Origin of the sequence: Streptomyces sp. NPDC002265 (assembly GCF_040296125.1) — a bacterium.
Taxonomy (GTDB): Bacteria; Actinomycetota; Actinomycetes; order Streptomycetales; family Streptomycetaceae; genus Streptomyces.
The window spans coordinates 14,170-33,032 of record NZ_JBEOWS010000021.1 but is presented as its reverse complement, the minus strand read 5'-3'; the positions used below and the strand labels follow the sequence as shown (position 1 = coordinate 33,032).

14 protein-coding genes and 1 pseudogene are annotated in these 18,863 nt (G+C 72.8%); 10 read left to right on the top strand and 5 right to left on the bottom strand.

Annotated features, from left to right (window positions below; translation table 11 throughout):
- Window positions 1–158: 158 nt before the first annotated feature.
- On the bottom strand, window positions 159–2,117 hold the full coding sequence (acs, locus tag ABT085_RS06265; RefSeq protein ID WP_502982655.1) for an acetate--CoA ligase: 1,959 nt from the start codon (window positions 2,115–2,117) through the stop codon (window positions 159–161).
- Between the two features lie 199 nt (window positions 2,118–2,316).
- Window positions 2,317–4,926: a SulP family inorganic anion transporter gene (locus ABT085_RS06260; RefSeq protein ID WP_351602713.1), complete on the bottom strand. Its 2,610-nt coding sequence runs from the start codon at window positions 4,924–4,926 to the stop codon at window positions 2,317–2,319.
- A gap of 334 nt (window positions 4,927–5,260) precedes the next feature.
- Between ABT085_RS06260 and ABT085_RS06255 the strand changes: the two genes are divergently transcribed.
- Complete coding sequence (locus ABT085_RS06255) at window positions 5,261–6,556, top strand: polysaccharide deacetylase family protein (RefSeq protein ID WP_351602711.1); 1,296 nt, start codon at window positions 5,261–5,263, stop codon at window positions 6,554–6,556.
- Here ABT085_RS06255 and ABT085_RS06250 read toward each other — a convergent pair.
- On the bottom strand, window positions 6,540–7,520 hold the full coding sequence (locus tag ABT085_RS06250) for an ATP-binding protein (RefSeq protein ID WP_351602709.1): 981 nt from the start codon (window positions 7,518–7,520) through the stop codon (window positions 6,540–6,542). The two genes, ABT085_RS06255 and ABT085_RS06250, sit on opposite strands and share 17 nt — an antisense overlap.
- Before the next feature lie 100 nt (window positions 7,521–7,620).
- Between ABT085_RS06250 and ABT085_RS06245 the strand changes: the two genes are divergently transcribed.
- Window positions 7,621–8,445, top strand: coding sequence for a Fic family protein (locus ABT085_RS06245; RefSeq protein ID WP_351602707.1), 825 nt, complete (start codon window positions 7,621–7,623; stop codon window positions 8,443–8,445).
- Window positions 8,446–8,825: 380 nt separating this feature from the next.
- Here ABT085_RS06245 and ABT085_RS06240 read toward each other — a convergent pair whose 3' ends face one another.
- A complete protein-coding gene (locus tag ABT085_RS06240; protein WP_351602705.1) occupies window positions 8,826–9,671 on the bottom strand; it encodes an HAD family hydrolase in 846 nt (281 codons plus the stop codon).
- A 557-nt stretch (window positions 9,672–10,228) separates the two neighbouring features.
- On the opposite strand from ABT085_RS06240, the gene ssd reads away from it, so the two are divergent.
- The 7 genes and pseudogenes from ssd to ABT085_RS46655 form a co-directional block, all read left to right on the top strand.
- Complete coding sequence (gene ssd / locus ABT085_RS06235; RefSeq protein WP_351602703.1) at window positions 10,229–11,341, top strand: septum site-determining protein Ssd; 1,113 nt, start codon at window positions 10,229–10,231, stop codon at window positions 11,339–11,341.
- On the top strand, window positions 11,338–12,591 hold the full coding sequence (locus ABT085_RS06230; RefSeq protein WP_351602701.1) for a TadA family conjugal transfer-associated ATPase: 1,254 nt from the start codon (window positions 11,338–11,340) through the stop codon (window positions 12,589–12,591). The genes ssd and ABT085_RS06230 overlap by 4 nt, the downstream gene beginning before the upstream one ends.
- A 247-nt stretch (window positions 12,592–12,838) precedes the next feature.
- Entirely contained in the window at window positions 12,839–13,687 is an 849-nt protein-coding gene (locus ABT085_RS06225) for a type II secretion system F family protein (RefSeq protein ID WP_351602699.1), read from the top strand.
- Window positions 13,684–14,481, top strand: a complete 798-nt coding sequence (locus tag ABT085_RS06220) for a type II secretion system F family protein (protein WP_351602697.1) — start codon at window positions 13,684–13,686, stop codon at window positions 14,479–14,481. The genes ABT085_RS06225 and ABT085_RS06220 overlap by 4 nt, the downstream gene beginning before the upstream one ends.
- Window positions 14,482–14,586: 105 nt before the next feature.
- On the top strand, window positions 14,587–14,796 hold the full coding sequence (locus ABT085_RS06215) for a DUF4244 domain-containing protein (protein WP_351602695.1): 210 nt from the start codon (window positions 14,587–14,589) through the stop codon (window positions 14,794–14,796).
- On the top strand, window positions 14,783–15,157 hold the full coding sequence (locus ABT085_RS06210) for a TadE family type IV pilus minor pilin (protein ID WP_351602693.1): 375 nt from the start codon (window positions 14,783–14,785) through the stop codon (window positions 15,155–15,157). Before ABT085_RS06215 ends, ABT085_RS06210 begins: the two co-directional genes overlap by 14 nt.
- Window positions 15,115–15,546, top strand: a pseudogene (locus ABT085_RS46655) (Rv3654c family TadE-like protein); the annotation flags it as partial. The gene ABT085_RS06210 and the pseudogene ABT085_RS46655, both read left to right, overlap by 43 nt.
- A 157-nt stretch (window positions 15,547–15,703) precedes the next feature.
- Here ABT085_RS46655 and ABT085_RS06200 read toward each other — a convergent pair.
- Entirely contained in the window at window positions 15,704–18,334 is a 2,631-nt protein-coding gene (locus tag ABT085_RS06200) for a DEAD/DEAH box helicase (RefSeq protein WP_351602691.1), read from the bottom strand.
- Between the two features lie 80 nt (window positions 18,335–18,414).
- Between ABT085_RS06200 and bldG the strand changes: the two genes are divergently transcribed.
- Window positions 18,415–18,756: an anti-sigma factor antagonist BldG gene (bldG, locus tag ABT085_RS06195; RefSeq protein WP_009189842.1), complete on the top strand. Its 342-nt coding sequence runs from the start codon at window positions 18,415–18,417 to the stop codon at window positions 18,754–18,756.
- The last annotated feature ends 107 nt before the right edge of the window (window positions 18,757–18,863 follow it).

Genomic DNA, 18,863 nt, shown 5'->3' with positions numbered 1-18,863 from the left:
CTGCTGACGGCCGTCGCGCGGGGTCGCCGACGGCATCGCCGACCAGACTTCCCGGCACACCCTTGAGCCGTCAGGTTACCCGACCATTACACCGGCAAATCCCCCCTTATACACAAAAGGGGCGCCCGGTGTGTGGCCGGGCGCCCCTCGGGCCGTTCTCAGTCCTCGCTCGGCGCCGCCGGGAGCTTGGACTGGATAAGGGACATGACAGACGAATCGGTCAGCGTCGTGACGTCCCCCAGCTGCCGGTTCTCGGCCACGTCCCGCAGCAGCCGGCGCATGATCTTGCCGGAGCGGGTCTTCGGCAGCTCGGCCACCGGCAGGACCCGCTTGGGCTTGGCGATCGGGCCGAGGGTGGCGCCGACGTGGTTGCGCAGCTCGGCGACGAGGTTCTCGTCATCGGCGTTCGCCGTGCCGCGCAGGATGACGAAGGCGACGATCGCCTGCCCGGTCGTCTCGTCCGCCGCGCCGACCACGGCCGCCTCGGCGACCGACGGGTGCGAGACGAGCGCCGACTCGACCTCGGTGGTCGAGATGTTGTGGCCGGACACGAGCATCACGTCGTCGACCCGGCCCAGCAGCCAGATGTCGCCGTCGTCGTCCTTCTTGGCCCCGTCGCCGGCGAAGTACTTGCCCTCGAACCGGGACCAGTACGTGTCGAGGAACCGCTGGTCGTCGCCCCAGATGGTGCGCAGCATCGACGGCCACGGCTCGGTGAGGACGAGGTAGCCACCGCCGCCGTTCGGCACCTCGTTCGCCTCGTCGTCGACGACCGTCGCGGAGATGCCCGGCAGCGGGGTCTGCGCCGAACCCGGCTTGGTCTCGGTGACGCCCGGCAGCGGGGAGATCATCATCGCGCCGGTCTCGGTCTGCCACCAGGTGTCGACGATGGGCGTCCGGTCCGCGCCGATGTGCTTGCGGTACCAGATCCACGCCTCGGGGTTGATCGGCTCGCCCACCGAACCCAGGACGCGCAGGGAGGACAGGTCGAACTTCGCGGGGATGTCGTCGCCCCACTTCATGAACGTGCGGATGGCGGTCGGCGCCGTGTACAGGATCGTCACCCCGTACTTCTGCACGATCTCCCAGAAGCGGCCCTGGTGCGGGGTGTCGGGCGTGCCCTCGTACATCACCTGGGTCGCGCCGTTGGCCAGCGGCCCGTAGACGATGTACGAGTGCCCGGTGACCCAGCCGACGTCGGCCGTGCACCAGTACACGTCGGTCTCCGGCTTGAGGTCGAAGACGGCGTGGTGGGTGTACGCGGCCTGGGTGAGGTAGCCGCCGGACGTGTGCAGGATGCCCTTCGGCTTGCCCGTCGTGCCGGACGTGTAGAGGATGAACAGCGGCTGCTCGGCCTCGAACGCCTCCGGCGTGTGCTCGGCCGACTGCCGCTCCACGATCTCGTGCCACCACACGTCGCGCTCGTCGTGCCACGCGACCTCCTGGCCGGTGCGGCGGACCACGAGCACGTGCTCGACGTTGTCGACCTTGGTGATCGCCTCGTCGACGGCCGGCTTCAGCGCGGACGGCTTGCCGCGCCGCCAGCCGCCGTCGGAGGTGATGACGACCTTGGCGTCGGCGTCCTGGATACGGGTGGCGAGGGCGTCCGCGGAGAAACCGCCGAAGACGACCGAGTGCGCGGCGCCGATACGGGCGCAGGCCAGCATCGCGATCGCGGTCTCGGGGATCATCGGCATGTAGACGGCGACCCGGTCGCCCTTGCGGACCCCCAGCTCCAGCAGCGCGTTGGCGGCCCTGGAGACCTCGTCCTTGAGGTCGGAGTAGGTGAGGGCGCGGCTGTCGCCCGGCTCGCCCTCGAAGTGGATGGCCACCCGGTCGCCGTGCCCGGCCTCGACATGCCGGTCGACGCAGTTGTACGCGACGTTCAGCGTGCCGTCCTTGAACCACTTGGCGAACGGCGGGTTCGACCAGTCCAGCGTCTCCGTCGGCTCCTCGGCCCAGGTCAGCCGTCGGGCCTGCTCGGCCCAGAAGCCGAGCCTGTCAGCCTTGGCCTGTTCGTACGCCTCCGCGGTGACATTGGCGTTCGCGGCCAGGTCGGCGGGTGGCGCGAACCTGCGTTCTTCCTTGAGCAGGTTGGCCAGGCTCTCGTTGCTCACGACATCTCCCTTTCGAAGGGTGTCCGTTGTGTCCCAGACCACACCTCATCAGACACGGGGGTCCGATGACAAGGGCCGCCGAGAAATTGGTTTAGACCTATGCCGAGGGTGGTGCGGGGTCCGGGAAGTCGAGGTCATCCCTACCCACGGACGCCCGCACGGCCCGGTTCAGCCTCCCCGGCGGGGCGGGGTGCCGGGATCACGCGGTCAGATCCGCCGCCCCCACATGACCGAAGACCTGGCCTCCGTCGGTCTCCGTGAGCAGATAGGCCTGGGCCTCGCCCACATGGAAGTACATCCCGTGCAGTTCCAGTGCTCCTTCCCCGAGGGCCCGGGTCACCGACTCGTGCGCGCGCAGATGGTCCAGCTGCTGGACGACGTTGGTCAGACAGAGCCGCTCGACCACGTCCTCGGGCTCGCGCCCGGTCATCCGGGCGCCGGGCCGGTCGGCGACGGCCTCCTCGGCCACGCGTCGCAGACTCGGCCTGCCGTGGCGCAGCCAGCGCTCCAGCGGGGTACGGGCGTCGCCCGGACCGGCGCCGAGCAGCGCCTGCATGGCCCCGCACCCGGAGTGTCCGCACACCGTGATGGAGCGCACCTTCAGCACGTCCACCGCGTACTCGATCGCGGCCCCCACCGAGTCGTCCCCGCCCTCCTCGCCGGGCAGCGGTACGAGGTTGCCCACGTTGCGCACCACGAAGAGGTCGCCCGGACCACTGGAGGTGATCATCGAGGTGACGAGCCGTGAGTCGGCACAGGTCAGGAAGAGCTGGGTCGGGCGCTGGCCCTCGCGGGCCAACCGGGCCAGTTCACCCCGTACCAGGGGAGCGGTGTTGCGCTGGAACGCGCTGATGCCGCGCACCAGTTGGTGCTCACTGGGCTCCGACGGCGACGGCGACGGGGCCGCCGGGTCGCCGCCCGGTGTTCTGCCGTTCCCCCCGGCGGGTGCTCCGCCGTTCGCTCCGTTCGGTGCGCCGGCCCGGTGGTCCTGCGCAGGACGGGACGGGCCGTACCCGGCTGCCTCGGCTGCTCCGGCGCCGTGCGGGCCTGTTGCCCCCGCCGGGTGCCCGCCGGGCGCCGCCACGGACTGCGGGCCCTCGCACTGGTGGTTGCGCCAGGCCGTCCAGGGCCGGCAGCGGCAGTCGGCGGACTCCGCGGCCTCGGCGGTCGCGGTGCCGGTGCGGCGCCCCGTCGCGGGGAAGGGCTCGGCGATCCGGACCCGGGCGCTGCGGCTGGTCAGTTCGGCGGAACCGCCCTGTGCGGTGTGCGTCTTCTGCCAGTCGTGCAGCGACTCGTACGCCGCGTGGTCCATGAACGAACCGTCCAGCTCCACCACGGCGTGGGCGCCCTGGGGTACGAGATGCAGGGCCTGGTTGAGCCGGGGCACCGCCAGGAACGTCAGCTGTCCTCGTACGTGTACGTGATGGACTCCCTCCCTCTCGTCGTGCGTGATGCGGGTGCGGGTGAGGCGGTGCAGGGCGACGGCCACGGCGACGGCGATGCCCAGCATCACGCCCTGCAGGACCCCGAGGACGACCACGCCGAGTGTGGTGACGGCGTACACCAGCACTTCTCGGTGGCGGGTCACCGTGCGGATGTGGTGCAGGGACACCATCTGGATGCCGACGGCCATCACCAGGGCGGCGAGCGAGGCGAGCGGGATGAGCTCCAGGACGGGGACCATCAGCAGCGCGGCGATCACTACGAGAACGCCGTGCAGCATCGTGGAGTTCCGGCTCACCGCACCGGCTTGGACATTCGCCGAACTGCGTACGGCCACTCCGGCCACGGGCAGCCCGCCGAGTGCCCCGGAGACCATGTTGGCGGCGCCCTGGCCGAGCAGCTCGCGGTCCAGCCGGGAGCGGCCGACGCGGGTGCTCAGGCCGGGGGTCCGGGCCACCAGCTTGTCCACCGCGACCGCGCCGAGCAGCGACTGCACGCTGCACACCAGCGTGGTGGTGAGCACGGCGGCGACCAGACCGAGCGCCGGGCCCTCGGGCAGTCCGGCCAGGGCATGGCTGTGCCAGGACGGCAGGTCGACCCGGGGCAGGTCCAGTCCGGTCAGGGCCGCGACCGTGGTGGCTCCGGCGACGGCGACGAGCGCCGCCGGGATCCGGCGCAGCAGCCGGCCGGCCGGGCCCGGGATCCGGGGCCAGAGCAGCAGCAGGGTGAGGGTCAGCGCGCTCACGGACACGGAGGCCGGGTGCAGACCGGCCAACTGCGCGGGCAGCGCGCGGAGGTTGGCGAGGACCGAGCTCTGCGGACTGCCGCCGAGCACGATGTGCAGCTGGGCGACGGCGATGGTGATGCCGATGCCGGCGAGCATGCCGTGCACGACGGCGGGGCTGACCGCGAGCGCGCCGCGTGCCACGCGCAGGCAGCCCAGGCCGAGTTGGGCGAGTCCGGCGAGGACGGTGATGGCGCACGTCGTACGCCATCCGTAGCGGTGGATGAGGTCGGCGGTGACGACCGTGAGTCCGGCCGCCGGGCCGCTGACCTGGAGCGGGGAGCCGCCGAGCCGGCCGACGACCAGGCCGCCCACGGCCGCGGCGACCAGGCCGGACTGGAGCGGTGCGCCGGTGGCCAGGGCGATCCCCAGGGACAGGGGCAGGGCGATCAGGAAGACGGCGATCGACGCGGACAGGTCGGCCCCCGCGAGGGGGAAGCGCCGGGGTGGGGCGGGCGGGGGGTGGTCGGGCGAGTGGTGGTCCTTCGTCCGGGGCGGGGCGGCGGCCGGGGCCGCGGTCCGCCGGGCGAGACCGAGGCCGAGGGCCTGGGTGTGGGATCGGGTGGGGACGCTGGCTGACATGTTCCCGTCTCCTCCGGGGCAGCGCGGTCGCGGAACGGATGGTCCCCGTCGATGGCGGGGCTCTGGTCGCGGCCGTGGGTCACGGCGTACTGCGGCGGGATAAATCAACGTTCGGTAAATAGACCGTAATGCAAAGTAAAGACCTTTGATGGGCATTACAGGCAAACGGGTCACTAAATCACTCAGCAGGGTGATCTATGCATTTGGTCGGCTTGTCGTATTAATTCCTTCTCGGCCTCGTGCGACCTTGACGGCGCTGTCGGCTCGGCCCGGCACGTCCCCGAAGACGCCGTCACCGGCGTCGGCCTGAGAGAAGGAAGAAGGTGGGCAGAACATGGCCGCCACCCAGAGGATCGCCGCGGGCGCTGCGGCCGCCGCGGCCGTAGCCGTCTCGCTCGCCGGCTGCACGACGGGAGCCGGGGGTTCCCCCGGCGCGAACGCAGGGGTGTCCGGCCCGCAGAAGGTCAAGGGCGCCCCGGCGCCGGGGAGTGTGGTCCGCCTGATCGGCGACGGTTCCACCGCGTACACCGGTGCGCAGCCGCATCTGCCGAGGCCGGAGCGGCTCAAGCCCGGCCAGAAGCCCCCGCAGTTCGTGGTCTTCTCCTGGGACGGGGCGGGCGAGGACAGCCAGAAGCTGTTCTCCCACTTCCGCAAGGTCGCCAAGGAGAACCGGGCGACGATGACGTACTTCCTGAGCGGCGTGTACATGCTGCCCAAGGAGAAGCGCGACCTCTACAAGCCGCCACAGCACTCGCCGGGCCGCTCGGACATCGGTTTCAACGACGAGCAGGGCATCGCCGACACCGTCAAGCAGCTGCGTCTGGCATGGCTGGAGGGCAACGAGATCGGCACCCACTTCAACGGCCACTTCTGCGGCCCGAACGGTGGCGTCGGCGAGTGGTCCGTCAGCGAGTGGAAGGACGAGATCGCCCAGGCCAAGCGGTTCGTCGAGTCCTGGAAGACCAACAGCGGCATGACGAAGTCGTCCCCGCTGCCCTTCGACTACGACAAGGAGCTCATCGGCGCCCGCACCCCCTGTCTGGAGGGCCGGGACAACTTCGTGAAGGCCGCCGCCCAGCTGGGCTTCCGGTACGACACCAGCGGTGTGAACAACCAGGTCTGGCCGAAGAAGCGGGAAGGTCTGTGGGACCTGTCCATGCAGCTCGTGCCCTTCCCCGGCCATTCCTACGAGCAGCTCACCATGGACTACAACTTCATGGTCAGCCAGTCGGGCACATCGACCCAGGGCGACCCCGACAAGTACGCCCTGTGGGGCGACCAGATGCGGGACGGCCTGCTCAAGGGCTTCGAGCGCGCCTACGACGGCAACCGCGCACCCCTGGTCGTCGGCAACCACTTCGAGTCCTGGAACGGCGGCACCTACATGCGCGCCCTCGACCAGGTCATCACGAACGTCTGCAACAAGCCCGAGGTGCGCTGCGTCTCCTTCCGGCAGCTCGCCGACTGGCTGGACGCCCAGGACCCGCAGATCCTGGCCAGACTGCGCACCCTGAAGGTGGGCCAGGCCCCCGGGCGGGGCTGGGCGTCCTTCCTGTCGGCTCGCCCGGCACCCGCGCCCAGGGGCGTGCCCGGGGCGCCGCCGGCCGATCCGGCTACGCGGGGGCGGTGACTCCCTCGCCGAGCACGAACCCGGGGTCGATCTGCGCGGCCAGGTCGGCCCCGGTGCGCTCGTTTCCCCAGGACTGGGCGTTCTTCAGGTGGAAGTGGACCATCTGCCGTGTGTAGCGTTCCCAGTCGCGCAGTTCGTAGGTCGCGTCGGTGGCCGTGTGCAGCAGGCGCAGGGCGCGGCGGCTGCCGTCCTCCAGGAGTTCGAACCGGGGCGGCCGGCCCTTCTCCATGGCGCGGACCCAGTCCGAGTGCCCGACCGTCACCAGCAGGTCGTCGCCGATCTCGCAGCGCAGGAAGTCGATGTCGTCCTGGCTCTGCACCTTGTTGCCGACGACCTTCAGGACGATGCCGAAGTCGCGGGCGTACTCCTTGTACTGGCGATAGACGGAGACCCCCTTCCGGGTCGGCTCGGCGACGAGGAACGTGATGTCGAAGCGGGTGAACATGCCGGAGGCGAAGGAGTCCGAACCCGCCGTCATGTCGACCACGACATACTCGTCGGGGCCGTCCGCCAGGTGGTTCAGGCAGAGTTCCACCGCTCCCGTCTTGGAGTGGTAGCAGGCGACTCCCAGGTCGGAGTCCGTGAAGGGGCCGGTGACCATCAAACGGACGGCGCCGCCGTCGAGTTCCACCGGCCGGGCGCAGGCGTCGTAGACCGGGTTGGGATCCCGGACCCGCAGCAGGCGCGAGCCCTCGCCGGGCGGGGTCGTCTTGATCATCGTGTCGGCGGAGGTGATGCGCGGGTTGGAGCCGCGCAGATAGTCCTTGATCAGCCGGAGCTGTCCGCCCATCGCGGGCAGCCGCGCCGCCTCCTGCTCGTCGAGGCCGAGGGCGGCGCCCAGGTGCTGGTTGATGTCGGCGTCGACGGCGACGACCGGCGCTCCGGCGGCCGCGAGGTGACGGATGAACAGGGAGGACAGGGTCGTCTTGCCGCTGCCGCCCTTCCCGACGAAAGCAATTTTCATGTTCACCAAGCGTAGTCGCGTGATCGCACTGCGTGGTGAACGGAGTGAAGAAGACCACTCCTTCGTGGGGCGCGCCCCCCGACTGCGTAATGTCGTACTCATGAGTACGACAGGTGCGTCCGCCGATCCGCTCGCGGCCCTGGGCTCGCTGCCCGGGGTGGCCGAGTCCGTGGAGTCCGTGCGCAAGGCCGTGGACCGGGTCTACGGGCACCGGGTCATGCGGCGCCGCAGCAACGAGATCACCTCCGAGGCGGCACTGCGGGGCGCCCGCGGCTCCGGGGCCCTGTCCGGCGCGGACTGGGCGCTCGAGGAGGTGCGCCGGCGTACCGACTTCAGCGGCGACGACGAGGCGCGCGTCATGGGCGCGGCGCTGCGGCTGACCGCCGAGGCGGGCCAGCTGCTGTCCATCTGGCGGCAGTCGCCGCTCAGGGTGCTGGCCCGGCTGCATCTGGTCGCCGCCGCGAGCCAGGGGGACGAGGTCGGGCGGCCGCGGCAGGCGGGCGAGGAGGTCGACGAGCCGCTGATCGGGCTGCCGCTGCCGAGCGCGGCGGAGGTGTCCGGCCGGCTGGAGGGCCTGTCCGAGCTGATCATCGCGGGCGGTTCCGCGCCGGCGCTGGTGACGGCGGCCGTGGTCCACGGCGAGATCCTCGCGCTGCGCCCCTTCACCTCGCACAACGGTCTGGTGGCGCGCAGCGCCGAGCGCATCGTGCTGGTCGGCAGCGGCCTCGACCCCAAGTCGGTCTGCCCCGCCGAGGTGGGCCACGCCGAGCTGGGCCGGGCGGCCTACCTCGCGGCCCTGGACGGCTATGTGTCGGGCACCCCGGAGGGTGTGGCGGCCTGGATCGCCCACTGTGGCAGGGCGGTCGGGCTGGGGGCCCGCGAGTCGACGGCGGTGTGCGAGGCGCTGCAGCGCGGGGCGGCATGAGAAGAGGCCCCCGAAGGGGCCTCGCAGGGTTGCGGCGGTACGGATGTCCGTACCGCCGCTGGCATGTTCACCCGGTTACCAAGCGTCCTCGATATATACCCATCAGGCCGGGGGCTTTGCCCGTGCCTGGTGCGGCTGGCCCGTAATCGACGGGTCGACGTCGCGTGGGTGCCCAGTGTTCATGCGGGGTCCGTGGGGCCAAATGCGTTTAAAAGGTGATCCTCTCGGATGTCCTTCGGTCTCGCGGGCCACTGAATCCTTTGTACTGCACGTCCGGAGGAAGTGGAACCCCTGACCGCACTTCTTTACTTTCAGTACCAAAGACGTGCTAATCGGTCACCTCTCCGGCAAAGCGTGCCGTATCGGTGTGAAGTCGCAGGTCAGACTATGGCCGCTCGCCGCCGGCTCGCGTACCAGACCAGCCCCGCCGTGGCCGCCGCGGCTCCTATCGCCGCGGCCGCGACGAGGACGGGCCGGGTCGGTACGGCGAGCCCCGGAATGCGCTGCTTCAACCGCACCGGCCGGTGGAAGTCGAGGACCGGCCAGCCCTGTGCGACCGCCTCGCGGCGCAGCGCGCGGTCCGGGTTCACGGCGTGCGGATGGCCGACGGAGCGGAGCATCGGCAGGTCGGTCGCCGAGTCGCTGTAGGCGTAGCAGCGGGCGAGGTCGTAGCCCTCGGACTCGGCCAGTTCCTTGACCGCCTCGGCCTTCGTCGGGCCGTAGGCGTAGTACTCCACCTCTCCGGTGAAGCAGCCGTCGTCGCCCACGACCATCCGGGTGGCCACCACGCGGTCCGCGCCGAGCAGCTCGCCGATGGGCTCGACCACTTCGGCGCCCGACGTGGACACGATCACGACGTCGCGTCCGGCGGTGTGGTGCATCTCGATGAGGGAGGCGGCCTCGTCGTAGATGATCGGGTCGATCAGATCGTGAAGGGTCTCGGCGACGAGTTCCTTCACCTGTTGGACGTTCCAGCCGCGGCACATCGCGGACAGGTACGCACGCATGCGTTCCATCTGGTCGTGGTCCATGCCGCCCAGCATGAAGACGAACTGGGCGTATGCGGTCCGCAAGGCGGCCCTGCGGTTGATCAGTCCGCCTTGGTAGAAGGACTTGCTGAAGGTGAGTGTGCTCGACTTCGCAATGACCGTCTTGTCCAGGTCAAAGAAGGCAGCTGTGCGAGGCAAGGAGTGGTTTTCCACGCCCCGAGCATAGGCGCAGCCCATTCGGCGTAAGGTGGGCGCGTGGGTTTGCCTGAGAGGGCTCTCGGGTACACCATGGAAGTCACGGATCGTTCGCGACCGTGCTAACCCGGTCCGACTCCTCCCCCCCCGAGTCGGCCGTGGAGACGACCCCCGCTCTCCCCCCCGGCGGGGGTCGTCGCATGTCCGGACGGGTTTTCCCCTCTCCTGCGCGGCCGCGGAGCCGCTTCGAGGCGGCCGGAGCCGCCCTCTTCGTGAACCCGCGATCGGTCACTGTGCGTAGTTGAAACGCTGCTCTGCGGAAGTCGCCCACAGGCCCCCGCGGGCCGCCGGTATGAGTGACGGCGATATTCACAACAGGCGAGTTGTCCACAGTTTTCGACCAAGATCCACAAGATTTCCGGGATCGCTGCACCGTGATTCCAACGCGTCCGGCCCACGGCGAGTTCCATGGCCGGTTCCGATTGCCGGGCGCGTTTGGCCGGTTTCCGGCGGCCGTTCATAGGGCGGCCGGACGCCGGGTCTTCACACGTACGGGAATCGCGGGGCCACGGAGGCTGCGCGAGAAGCAGCGAAGGGGGATGGAAACCGTGGCCGGAACCGTCACACACGACCCGCCGCCGACCACCGGAGGCCGGCCGGGCAAGCCGTTGATCGTCACGGAGGACGCGGAACTCCTGGACGACCTGCTGCGCCTGTGCGCGGCGGCCGGCGCCACCCCCGAGGTCCACCACGGGGTGCCGAGACCGCGGGGAAGCTGGGAGGCCGCACCGCTCGTCCTGGTCGGCGACGACGCCGCCCGGCGGGTGCGTGGGGCCGCCCGCAGGCGCGGAGTGGTGCTCGTAGGACGGGACCAGGACGACCCGGGGGTGTGGCGGCGTGCGGTCGAGATCGGCGCCGACCACGTCCTGATGCTGCCGGACGGGGAGCAGTGGCTGGTCGACCGCATCGCCGACGTCGCCGAGGGCGTCGGCCGGCCCGCGCTCACCGTGGGCGTGATCGGCGGCCGCGGCGGCGCCGGAGCCTCCACGCTCGCGTGCGCCCTCGCTGTCACCTCCGCACGCGAGGGGCTGCGCACCCTGCTCGTGGACGCCGATCCGCTGGGCGGCGGACTCGACGTACTCCTCGGCGGCGAGACGGCCGAGGGACTGCGCTGGCCCGCCTTCGCCGCCTCGCGCGGACGCGTCGGCGGCGGCGCCCTGGAGGAGTCCCTGCCGCGCCTGCACGCCTTGCGGGTGCTCAGCTGGGACCGCGGCGACTGCGTCGCCATCCCGCCCCAGGCCGTGCGGGCGGTGCTCGCGGCGGCCCGGCGCCGGGGCGGCACCGTGGTCGTGGACCTGCCGCGCCGCATCGACGACGGTGTGGCCGAGGCGCTCGCCCAGCTCGATCTCGGACTGCTCGTGGTCCCCGCCGAGCTGCGCGCCGTGGCGGCGGCGGGACGGGTGGCGTCGGCCGTCGGCATGGTCCTGCGCGACCTGCGGGTGGCGGTACGCGGGCCGTACTCGCCCGGACTCGACGACCGCGAGGTGGCGCGGCTGCTCGGCCTGCCCCTGGTCGGCGAGGTGCCCGCGGAGTCCGCACTGCTGCGGCCGAACGGGGGCAAGGCGCCACCGGGAGCGGCCGCGCGGGGACCGCTCGCGCGGTTCTGCAAGGAGTTCTGGGCACGGGCCCTGGTCGAGACGGCCGGCCCATGAGCGCCCTCCCCGGAACCGAGCGGGCCACCGGCTCGGCCCTTCTGGACGGCGTACGGCGATGGCTGGCCGAGAGCGGGGCCGAACCGACCCCCGCGCGCGTGGCGCAGGCCCTGCGCGAACAGGGACGGGTCCTCGGGGACGCCGAAGTGCTCGGCGCCGCCGAGCAGCTGCGCCGCGAACTGGTCGGCAGCGGGCCGCTGGAGACGCTGCTCGGCGATCCCACGGTGACCGACGTGCTGGTCTCGGCTCCGGACCGGGTCTGGGTGGACCGGGGCGGCGGGCTGGAGCTGACCGCGGTCTCCTTCCCGGACGCGGCGGCCGTACGACGCCTCGCGCAACGGCTGGCCGCGGTGGCCGGACGCCGGCTCGACGACGCGCGGCCCTGGGCCGACGCCCGGCTGCCGGACGGCACCCGGCTGCACGCGGTGCTGCCGCCGGTCGCCGTCGGCTGCACCTGCCTCTCCCTGCGGGTGGTACGACCCCGCGCCTTCACCCTCGACGAGTTGGTCGCGGCGGGCACGGTGCCGCCGGGCGGGGACCGGGTGCTGCGGGCGCTGCTGAGAGCCCGGCTGTCCTTCGTGATCAGCGGCGGCACCGGCAGCGGCAAGACGACCCTGCTGAGCGCGCTGCTCGGGCTGGTCGGCCCGGGGGAGCGGATCGTGCTCGCGGAGGACTCCGCGGAGCTGCGGCCGGACCATCCGCACGTCGTACGCCTGGAGGCGAGACCCGCCAACCAGGAGGGCGCAGGCCTGGTGACCCTGGAGGACCTGGTGCGGCAGGCGCTGCGCATGCGCCCGGACCGCCTGGTCGTCGGCGAGGTGCGCGGTCCCGAGGTGGTCCATCTGCTGGCCGCGTTGAACACCGGCCACCAGGGCGGGTGCGGAACGGTCCATGCCAACGCGGCCGCCGACGTGCCGGCCCGGCTGGAGGCGCTCGGCACGGCGGCCGGGCTAGACCGGGCCGCGCTGCACAGCCAGGTCGCGGCGGCGCTGTCGGTGGTTCTGCATCTCGCGCGCGACCGGGCGGGCCGGCGGCGGATCGCCGAGGTCCACGTGCTGGAGCGGGACGCGACCGGGCTGGTGCGGACGGTGCCGGCACTGCGCTGGGGCACGCAGGAGTTCGCCCGCGAACAGGGGTGGGAGCGGCTGCGGGAACTGCTTCACGGCCCGGGCGGCGGGAGCGGACGGACCGGCGGGAGAGGACAGGAGGGCGAGTGCGGACGGGACGACGGGTGTGGGCGTGGGTTCTGACGGGTTCACGTGACCGGTTCGGGGCGGACGACGAGGTCGGGGGCCGGGGCGGCCGTGGGCCGGGCGCGGTGGTGGTCCGGGTGGAGCGGTCCGGGTGGAGAGGTTCGGGGTGACGGGCCGTCGGGACTGCGAGGGACGGGCGGTTCCGGCCGGCGGACGGTCGGTCTTTACGGGTGGAGGTGCCGGATGAGGAGAAGGGACGGCGGGAGACGTGAGCGCAACGGGCGGGATCTCATGGAGCGAGTCGGTGACGGGCGCGACCGTGGCGTGTGCGGGAGCGGCCCTGTGGTGGACGGGCGGTCGGCACTCCGCGGCCCGCCGGGCGCAGCTGCTGCTCGCGGGGGGCGGGGCGGTCGCCACCGGGCCGCCCGTGCGGCGGCATCTGACCTGCGTGCTGCTGCTGATCCGTGGGCGCTGGCGGGCCGAGTGGTGGTCGCTGGCCGCCGGGCTGGTGCTGGCGGTGCTGGGGGCCTCGGTGCTGCCGGTCGCGGCGGGGGCGGCCGGGGTGCCGCTGGCGCGCCGGGCCCGGCTGGCCGGGCGGGCCAGGAAGGAGCGGGAGCACCGGGAGGACGCGGTCATCGCTCTGTGCGGGACGCTCGCCGGAGAGGTGCGTGCCGGGCGGCAGCCGGGTGAGGCGCTGCTGCGCGCCGCCCGCGACTCCGAGGGGCTCGGCGACGCGCAGGCGGCGGTGCTGGCGGCGGCGAGGTTCGGCGGGGACGTCCCCACGGTGCTCGCGGCCGCGGCGCGGCAACCGGGGGCCGAGGGGCTGCTGGGCCTCGCGGCGTGCTGGCGGGTCGCCGTCGACCGGGGCGCGGGCCTCGCGGTCGGACTCGACCGGATCGAGCGGGCGCTGCGCGCCGAACGGGACCAGCGCGCCGACCTCCGTGCCCAGCTGGCCGGTGCCCGCTCCACGGCGGTGATGCTCGCCGGTCTGCCCGTCCTGGGGCTGCTCCTCGGCGGTGCCCTGGGTGCCGACCCGCTGCACGTCCTCCTGCACACCGGAGCCGGCCTGGGCTGTCTGCTGGCCGGCGGTCTCCTCGAGGGCGTCGGGATGTGGTGGGCGCTGCGGATCGTACGAGGGGCGGAGGTCGCATGAGCGTCAGCGCGGAGGTTTTCCACAGGCTGGGGGTGACCTTGGGGGCGGCGCTCGCCCTCGGTGGGCTGGGGGCCTGGGCGGCGGCGGTGCGGCGGCGGCGCAGGGCACGGCGGCGGATCGCCGAACTGCTCGCCCGGGAAACGGGATCGGCGGGTGCCCGCCCGCAGATCGGTGAGGCCGTACGGCGCCGGCTGCCCTGGGCGGGAGCTGTGGCTGCCGGGTGGGTGGTGGTCGGCGGCTTCACCGGCGTGGTGGTCGGCGTGCTCATGGCGGCCGCGCTGCGGCGGTGGCGTCTGCGGCAGGCGCAGGCGTCCACGGGCCGCGCGGCGGACGTCGACGTGGGGGAGGCCGCCCGGCAGCTCCCGCTCGCCGCGGAACTGCTGGGTGCCTGTGTCGAGGCCGGAGCCGGTCCGGTGATCGCCGCCCAGGCGACCGGCGAGGCGCTCGGCGGTCCGGTCGGCACGGCGCTGGCGCGCGGCGCGGCGGAGGTGCGGCTCGGGGGCGAACCGGGCGAGGCCTGGCGGCGGCTGGCCTCGATCCCGGGCGCCGAGGCACTGGCGCGGCTGCTGGAACGGGCCGGTGACTCCGGGCTCCCCGCGGCAGGTCCCGTCGCACGGTTCGCCGCGGACGCCCGCGCGGAGCGGGCGCGCGACGCGGCGGTACGGACCAGACGGGCGGCGGTGATGGTCACCGTGCCGGTGGGGCTGTGCTTCCTGCCAGCGTTCATCGCCGTCGGCGTGGTGCCCGTGGTGATCGGGCTGGCGGGCGAAGTGATGGGAGGGGGTGGCGGATGACAGGACGGCGGGCCTGAGGGCGCACGACCGGAAGCGGCGGCTGGACACACGGCCGGCCGCCGAGGACCAGAGAGATCGACGGAAGCGGACCTTACGGGGGCTGAGATGTACAAGACGGTACGGGTGCGGCTGCGCGCCCTGGAGCGCAGGGCACGTGCGGTGCGCAAGGACGCGGGGATGGTCACGTCCGAGTACGCGATGGGGATCGTCGCGGCGGTGGCGTTCGCCGTGCTCCTCTACAAGGTGGTGACGAGCGGTGCGGTCAGCGCGGAGCTGGAGGCCATCGTGAAGCGAGCGCTCAGTGCGTCGGTGTGAGCGAGGCGCGGACCGGGGGTTCGTGACGGCCGAGTCGGCAGTGGTGCTGCCCGTGCTGGTGCTGTTCGCGCTGGCGCTGGTGTGGGCGCTGCTCGTGGCGGCCGTACGGATCCAGTGCGTGGACGCGGCGCGGACGGGGGCGCGGGCGGCGGCCCGGCAGGATTCGGCCGACCTGGTGCTGGCGGTCACCCGGGCGGCGGCGCCGAGCGGTGCGGAGGTCTCGGTGGGCCGTTCGGGCGACCAGGTCCGCGTGGTGGTCGTGGCCAGACCCCCGGCGCTGCACGGGCTGCCGTTCGAGGTACGGGAGGAGGCCGTGGCATGGGCCGAGGAGACGGTGGAGCCGGGGGAGGCGGACCCGTGACGGGGAGTCGGGAGCTCCGGGCGGCCCAGGCGGCCCGGGCGGTCCCGTCGGAGGGCGCCGGGTCTGGCGGCGGACCGCGCTCGGACCGCGGCTCCGCCACCGTCTGGAGCGATCGCGGCTCCGCCACCGTCCGGAGCGACCGCGGCTCCGCCACCGTCTGGAGTGTCGGAGCGATCGCCGTGCTGTGCGTCGTGTTCGGGGCGGTGCTGGCGCTCGGCCAGGCCGTCGTGACCCGGCACCGGGCGGCCGGCGGCGCCGACCTCGCGGCGCTGGCGGCGGCCGATCACGCGGCGGAGGGCGGCGCGGCGGCCTGTGCGCGAGCGGAGCGGGTGGCTCGGGCCCAGGGCACCCGGCTGGTGCGGTGCGCCGTGCTGGGCGCGGTCTCCGACGTGTCCGCGGCCTCGGGGCGGGGGCCGTTCGAGGCCGAGGTCAGGGCCCGGGCGGGCCCGGCGGAACAGGTCCCGCGGACTCCCCCCGCGCCGTTTCCCGGGCCCGCGCCGATCCCGGGACCCGCCCCTGCTCTCAGACCGATCCCGGGACCCGCCGCTACTCCCGCTCCTGCTCCCGGCCCGACCGCGGGTCCCGTCCCTGCTCCCGCGCCGACCTCGGATCCTGCCCCGGCTCCCCGGCCGGTCCCGGGACCTGTCCCGGCTCCGGTGCTCCCCGATCCTGCCCCTCCCCCCGCGACTCGCCCTGCGGCTCTTTCCGCGGCTCGTCCCGCGGCTCCTCCTGCGGAGCTCCCCGCAGCAGAACCGTGAGCAGGCGTACGGCACCCCGCTTGTGCAGGGGATCGTTCCCGTTGCCGCACTTGGGCGACTGGATGCAGGACGGGCAGCCGGCCTCGCACTCGCAGGAGGCGATGGCCTGACGGGTGGCGGTGAGCCAGGCGCGGGCGGTGTGGAAGGCGCGCTCCGCGAAGCCCGCGCCGCCGGGGTGGCCGTCGTAGACGAAGACCGTCGGCAGGAGGGTGTCGGGGTGCAGGGGTACGGACACGCCGCCGATGTCCCAGCGGTCGCAGGTCGCGAAGAGGGGCAGCATCCCGATCGAGGCGTGCTCCGCGGCGTGCAGGGCGCCGCCCAGGATCTCCGGGTTGATCCGGGCCTCGTCCAGCTGGTCCTCGGTGACCGTCCACCACACGGCCCGGGTCCGCAGCGTGCGAGGGGGAAGGTCGAGCTTAGTCTCGCCCAGCACCTCGCCGGTGATGACACGTCTGCGCAGGAAGGAGACGACCTGGTTGGTGACCTCCACGGAGCCGTAGCACAGGCGGCCGGCGCCCCAGGGGATCTCGGTGTCGGTCTCCAGGACGGAGATCGACGTCGTGTCGCGGGCGACCGTCGAGTACGGCGGGGCGGCCTCCTCGACCAGGGCGACCGAGTCCTCCAGGTCGAGGGAGCGGACGAGGTACGTACGCCCCTGGTGGAGGTGGACCGCGCCCTCGTGGACGGCGGTGTGGGAGGCGCTCTCGTCGACCGTGCCCAGCAGCCGTCCCGTTCCCTCCTCGACGATCTGCACCGGCCGTCCGCCCTCGCCGCGGATGTCGGTCAGATCGGCGGCCCGCTCCCGGCGGGTCCAGTGCCAGGCCTTCGTCCGGCGGCGCAGCAGCTTCGCGGCCTCCAGCTGCGGCAGCAGTTCCGCGGCCGCCGGGCCGAACAGGGTCAGGTCCTCCTCGACCAGCGGCAGCTCCGCGGCGGCCGCGCACAGGTGCGGGGCGAGGACGTACGGATTGTCGGGGTCGAGGACCGTGGATTCCACCGGCCGGTCGAACAGGGCCTCCGGATGATGGACGAGGAAGGTGTCCAGCGGATCGTCGCGGGCCACCAGGACGGCGAGGGCCCCCTGCCCGGAGCGGCCGGCCCGGCCCGCCTGCTGCCACAGCGACGCGCGGGTGCCCGGATATCCGGCGATGAGCACGGCGTCCAGGCCCGACACGTCCACGCCGAGCTCCAGCGCGGTCGTGGCGGCGAGGCCGAGGAGCTCGCCGGAGTGCAGGGCGCGTTCCAGGGCGCGGCGTTCCTCGGGGAGGTAGCCGCCGCGATAGGCCGCGACACGCCGGGCCAGCGAACGATCCACCTCGGCGAGGCGCTCCTGGGCGATGACGGCGATGAGCTCGGCGCCGCGCCGGGAGCGTACGAAGGCGACCGTGCGTACGCCCTGCACGGCGAGGTCGGTCAGCAGGTCGGCCGTCTCGGCGGTGGCCGTCCGGCGCACCGGAGCGCCCTTCTCGCCCTGCATCTCGGTGAGCGGGGGCTCCCAGAGGGCGAACACCAGTTCCCCGCGTGGTGAGGCGTCGTCGGCGACCTCGACGACCGGCAGGCCGGTCAGCCGGCGGGCGGCCACGGCCGGTTCGGCGGCGGTGGCCGAGGCCAGCAGGAAGACCGGGGAGGCTCCGTAGCGGGCGCACAGGCGGCGCAGGCGGCGCAGCACCTGGGCGACATGGGAGCCGAAGACGCCCCGGTAGGTGTGGCACTCGTCGATGACGACGTACTTGAGCGACTTCAGGAAGGAGGACCAGCGCGGGTGGGACGGCAATATCCCGCGGTGGAGCATGTCCGGGTTGGTGAGGACGTAGTTGGCGTACTGGCGGACCCACTCGCGTTCCTCGAACGGCGTGTCGCCGTCGTACACGGCCGGGCGCACGGCCTTGCCCAGGGGCCGTGCGAGTTCCTTCACCGCACGGCACTGGTCGGCCGCCAGGGCCTTCGTGGGGGCCAGGTACAGGGCGGTGGCGCCGCGGCCGTTCGGGGCCTCGGAGCCGTCGAGGAGCGCGGACAGGACCGGGACGAGGTAGGCGAGGGACTTGCCGGACGCGGTGCCGGTGGCGACGACCACCGACTCGCCGTCCAGGGCGTGCTCGGCGGCCTCCGCCTGGTGGGCCCAGGGGTGTTCGATGCCTGCGGACCGGACGGCCGCGACGACCTCGGAGCGAATCCGGTGAGGCCAGACGGCATGGCGACCCGCACGCGGGGGCAAGTGCTCCGTATGAGTGATGCGCGAAGCCCGGCTCGGCCCCGAGGCGAGCCGGTTCAGGACCGTGCTCGGCGCGGGGCGGGACTCGGGTCCCGTCGGGGGTCGATCGGATCGGAGATTCTCGGCCATCGGCACCGAGTGTGTCACTGGCGTGACGGACAATGGAGCCAAGGCGTCGTGCACGCCTGCCGGTAAGTGATTGAATGCCATCGCGGCTGGCGAACCGTCCTGGGGGCTCTGCCGAGGTGTCCCATGGGGCGACCGCTCGATAGCAAGGTGCTGGAGGATCCGTGGACCTGTCCCTGTCGACCCGTACCGTCGGCGATCGTACGGTCGTCGAGGTCGGTGGCGAAATCGACGTATATACCGCGCCCAAGTTGCGCGAGCAGTTGGTCGAGCTGGTGAACGACGGCAATTTCCACCTCGTCGTCGACATGGAGGGCGTGGACTTCCTCGACTCCACCGGGCTCGGCGTGCTGGTCGGCGGCTTGAAGCGGGTGCGTGCCCACGAGGGCTCGCTGCGCCTGGTCTGCAACCAGGAGCGCATTCTGAAGATCTTCCGTATCACCGGTCTCACCAAGGTGTTCCCCATCCACACCTCGGTCGACGAAGCGGTGGCGGCCACCGACTGATCACCGTCCGGGCCGTGTGCCCGGGGGGTCGAGTTGCACAGCAGGGGGACCGGGCTTTCGGCGGCCCGGGCCCCCGACCGCACGCGCACGCCCGTAGTTCCGAGGGG

What these genes read in the sequence shown, in the direction of transcription:
- ABT085_RS06260 (WP_351602713.1), bottom strand. Translation starts at nt 4,926, where the DNA reads ATGTCAGCCAGCGTCCCCACCCGATCCCACACCCAGGCCCTCGGCCTC.
- ABT085_RS06255 (WP_351602711.1), top strand. Translation starts at nt 5,261, where the DNA reads ATGGCCGCCACCCAGAGGATCGCCGCGGGCGCTGCGGCCGCCGCGGCC.
- ABT085_RS06250 (WP_351602709.1), bottom strand. Translation starts at nt 7,520, where the DNA reads ATGAAAATTGCTTTCGTCGGGAAGGGCGGCAGCGGCAAGACGACCCTG.
- ABT085_RS06245 (WP_351602707.1), top strand. Translation starts at nt 7,621, where the DNA reads ATGAGTACGACAGGTGCGTCCGCCGATCCGCTCGCGGCCCTGGGCTCG.
- ABT085_RS06240 (WP_351602705.1), bottom strand. Translation starts at nt 9,671, where the DNA reads ATGGGCTGCGCCTATGCTCGGGGCGTGGAAAACCACTCCTTGCCTCGC.
- ssd (WP_351602703.1), top strand. Translation starts at nt 10,229, where the DNA reads ATGGAAACCGTGGCCGGAACCGTCACACACGACCCGCCGCCGACCACC.
- ABT085_RS06230 (WP_351602701.1), top strand. Translation starts at nt 11,338, where the DNA reads ATGAGCGCCCTCCCCGGAACCGAGCGGGCCACCGGCTCGGCCCTTCTG.
- ABT085_RS06220 (WP_351602697.1), top strand. Translation starts at nt 13,684, where the DNA reads ATGAGCGTCAGCGCGGAGGTTTTCCACAGGCTGGGGGTGACCTTGGGG.
- ABT085_RS06215 (WP_351602695.1), top strand. Translation starts at nt 14,587, where the DNA reads ATGTACAAGACGGTACGGGTGCGGCTGCGCGCCCTGGAGCGCAGGGCA.
- ABT085_RS06200 (WP_351602691.1), bottom strand. Translation starts at nt 18,334, where the DNA reads ATGGCATTCAATCACTTACCGGCAGGCGTGCACGACGCCTTGGCTCCA.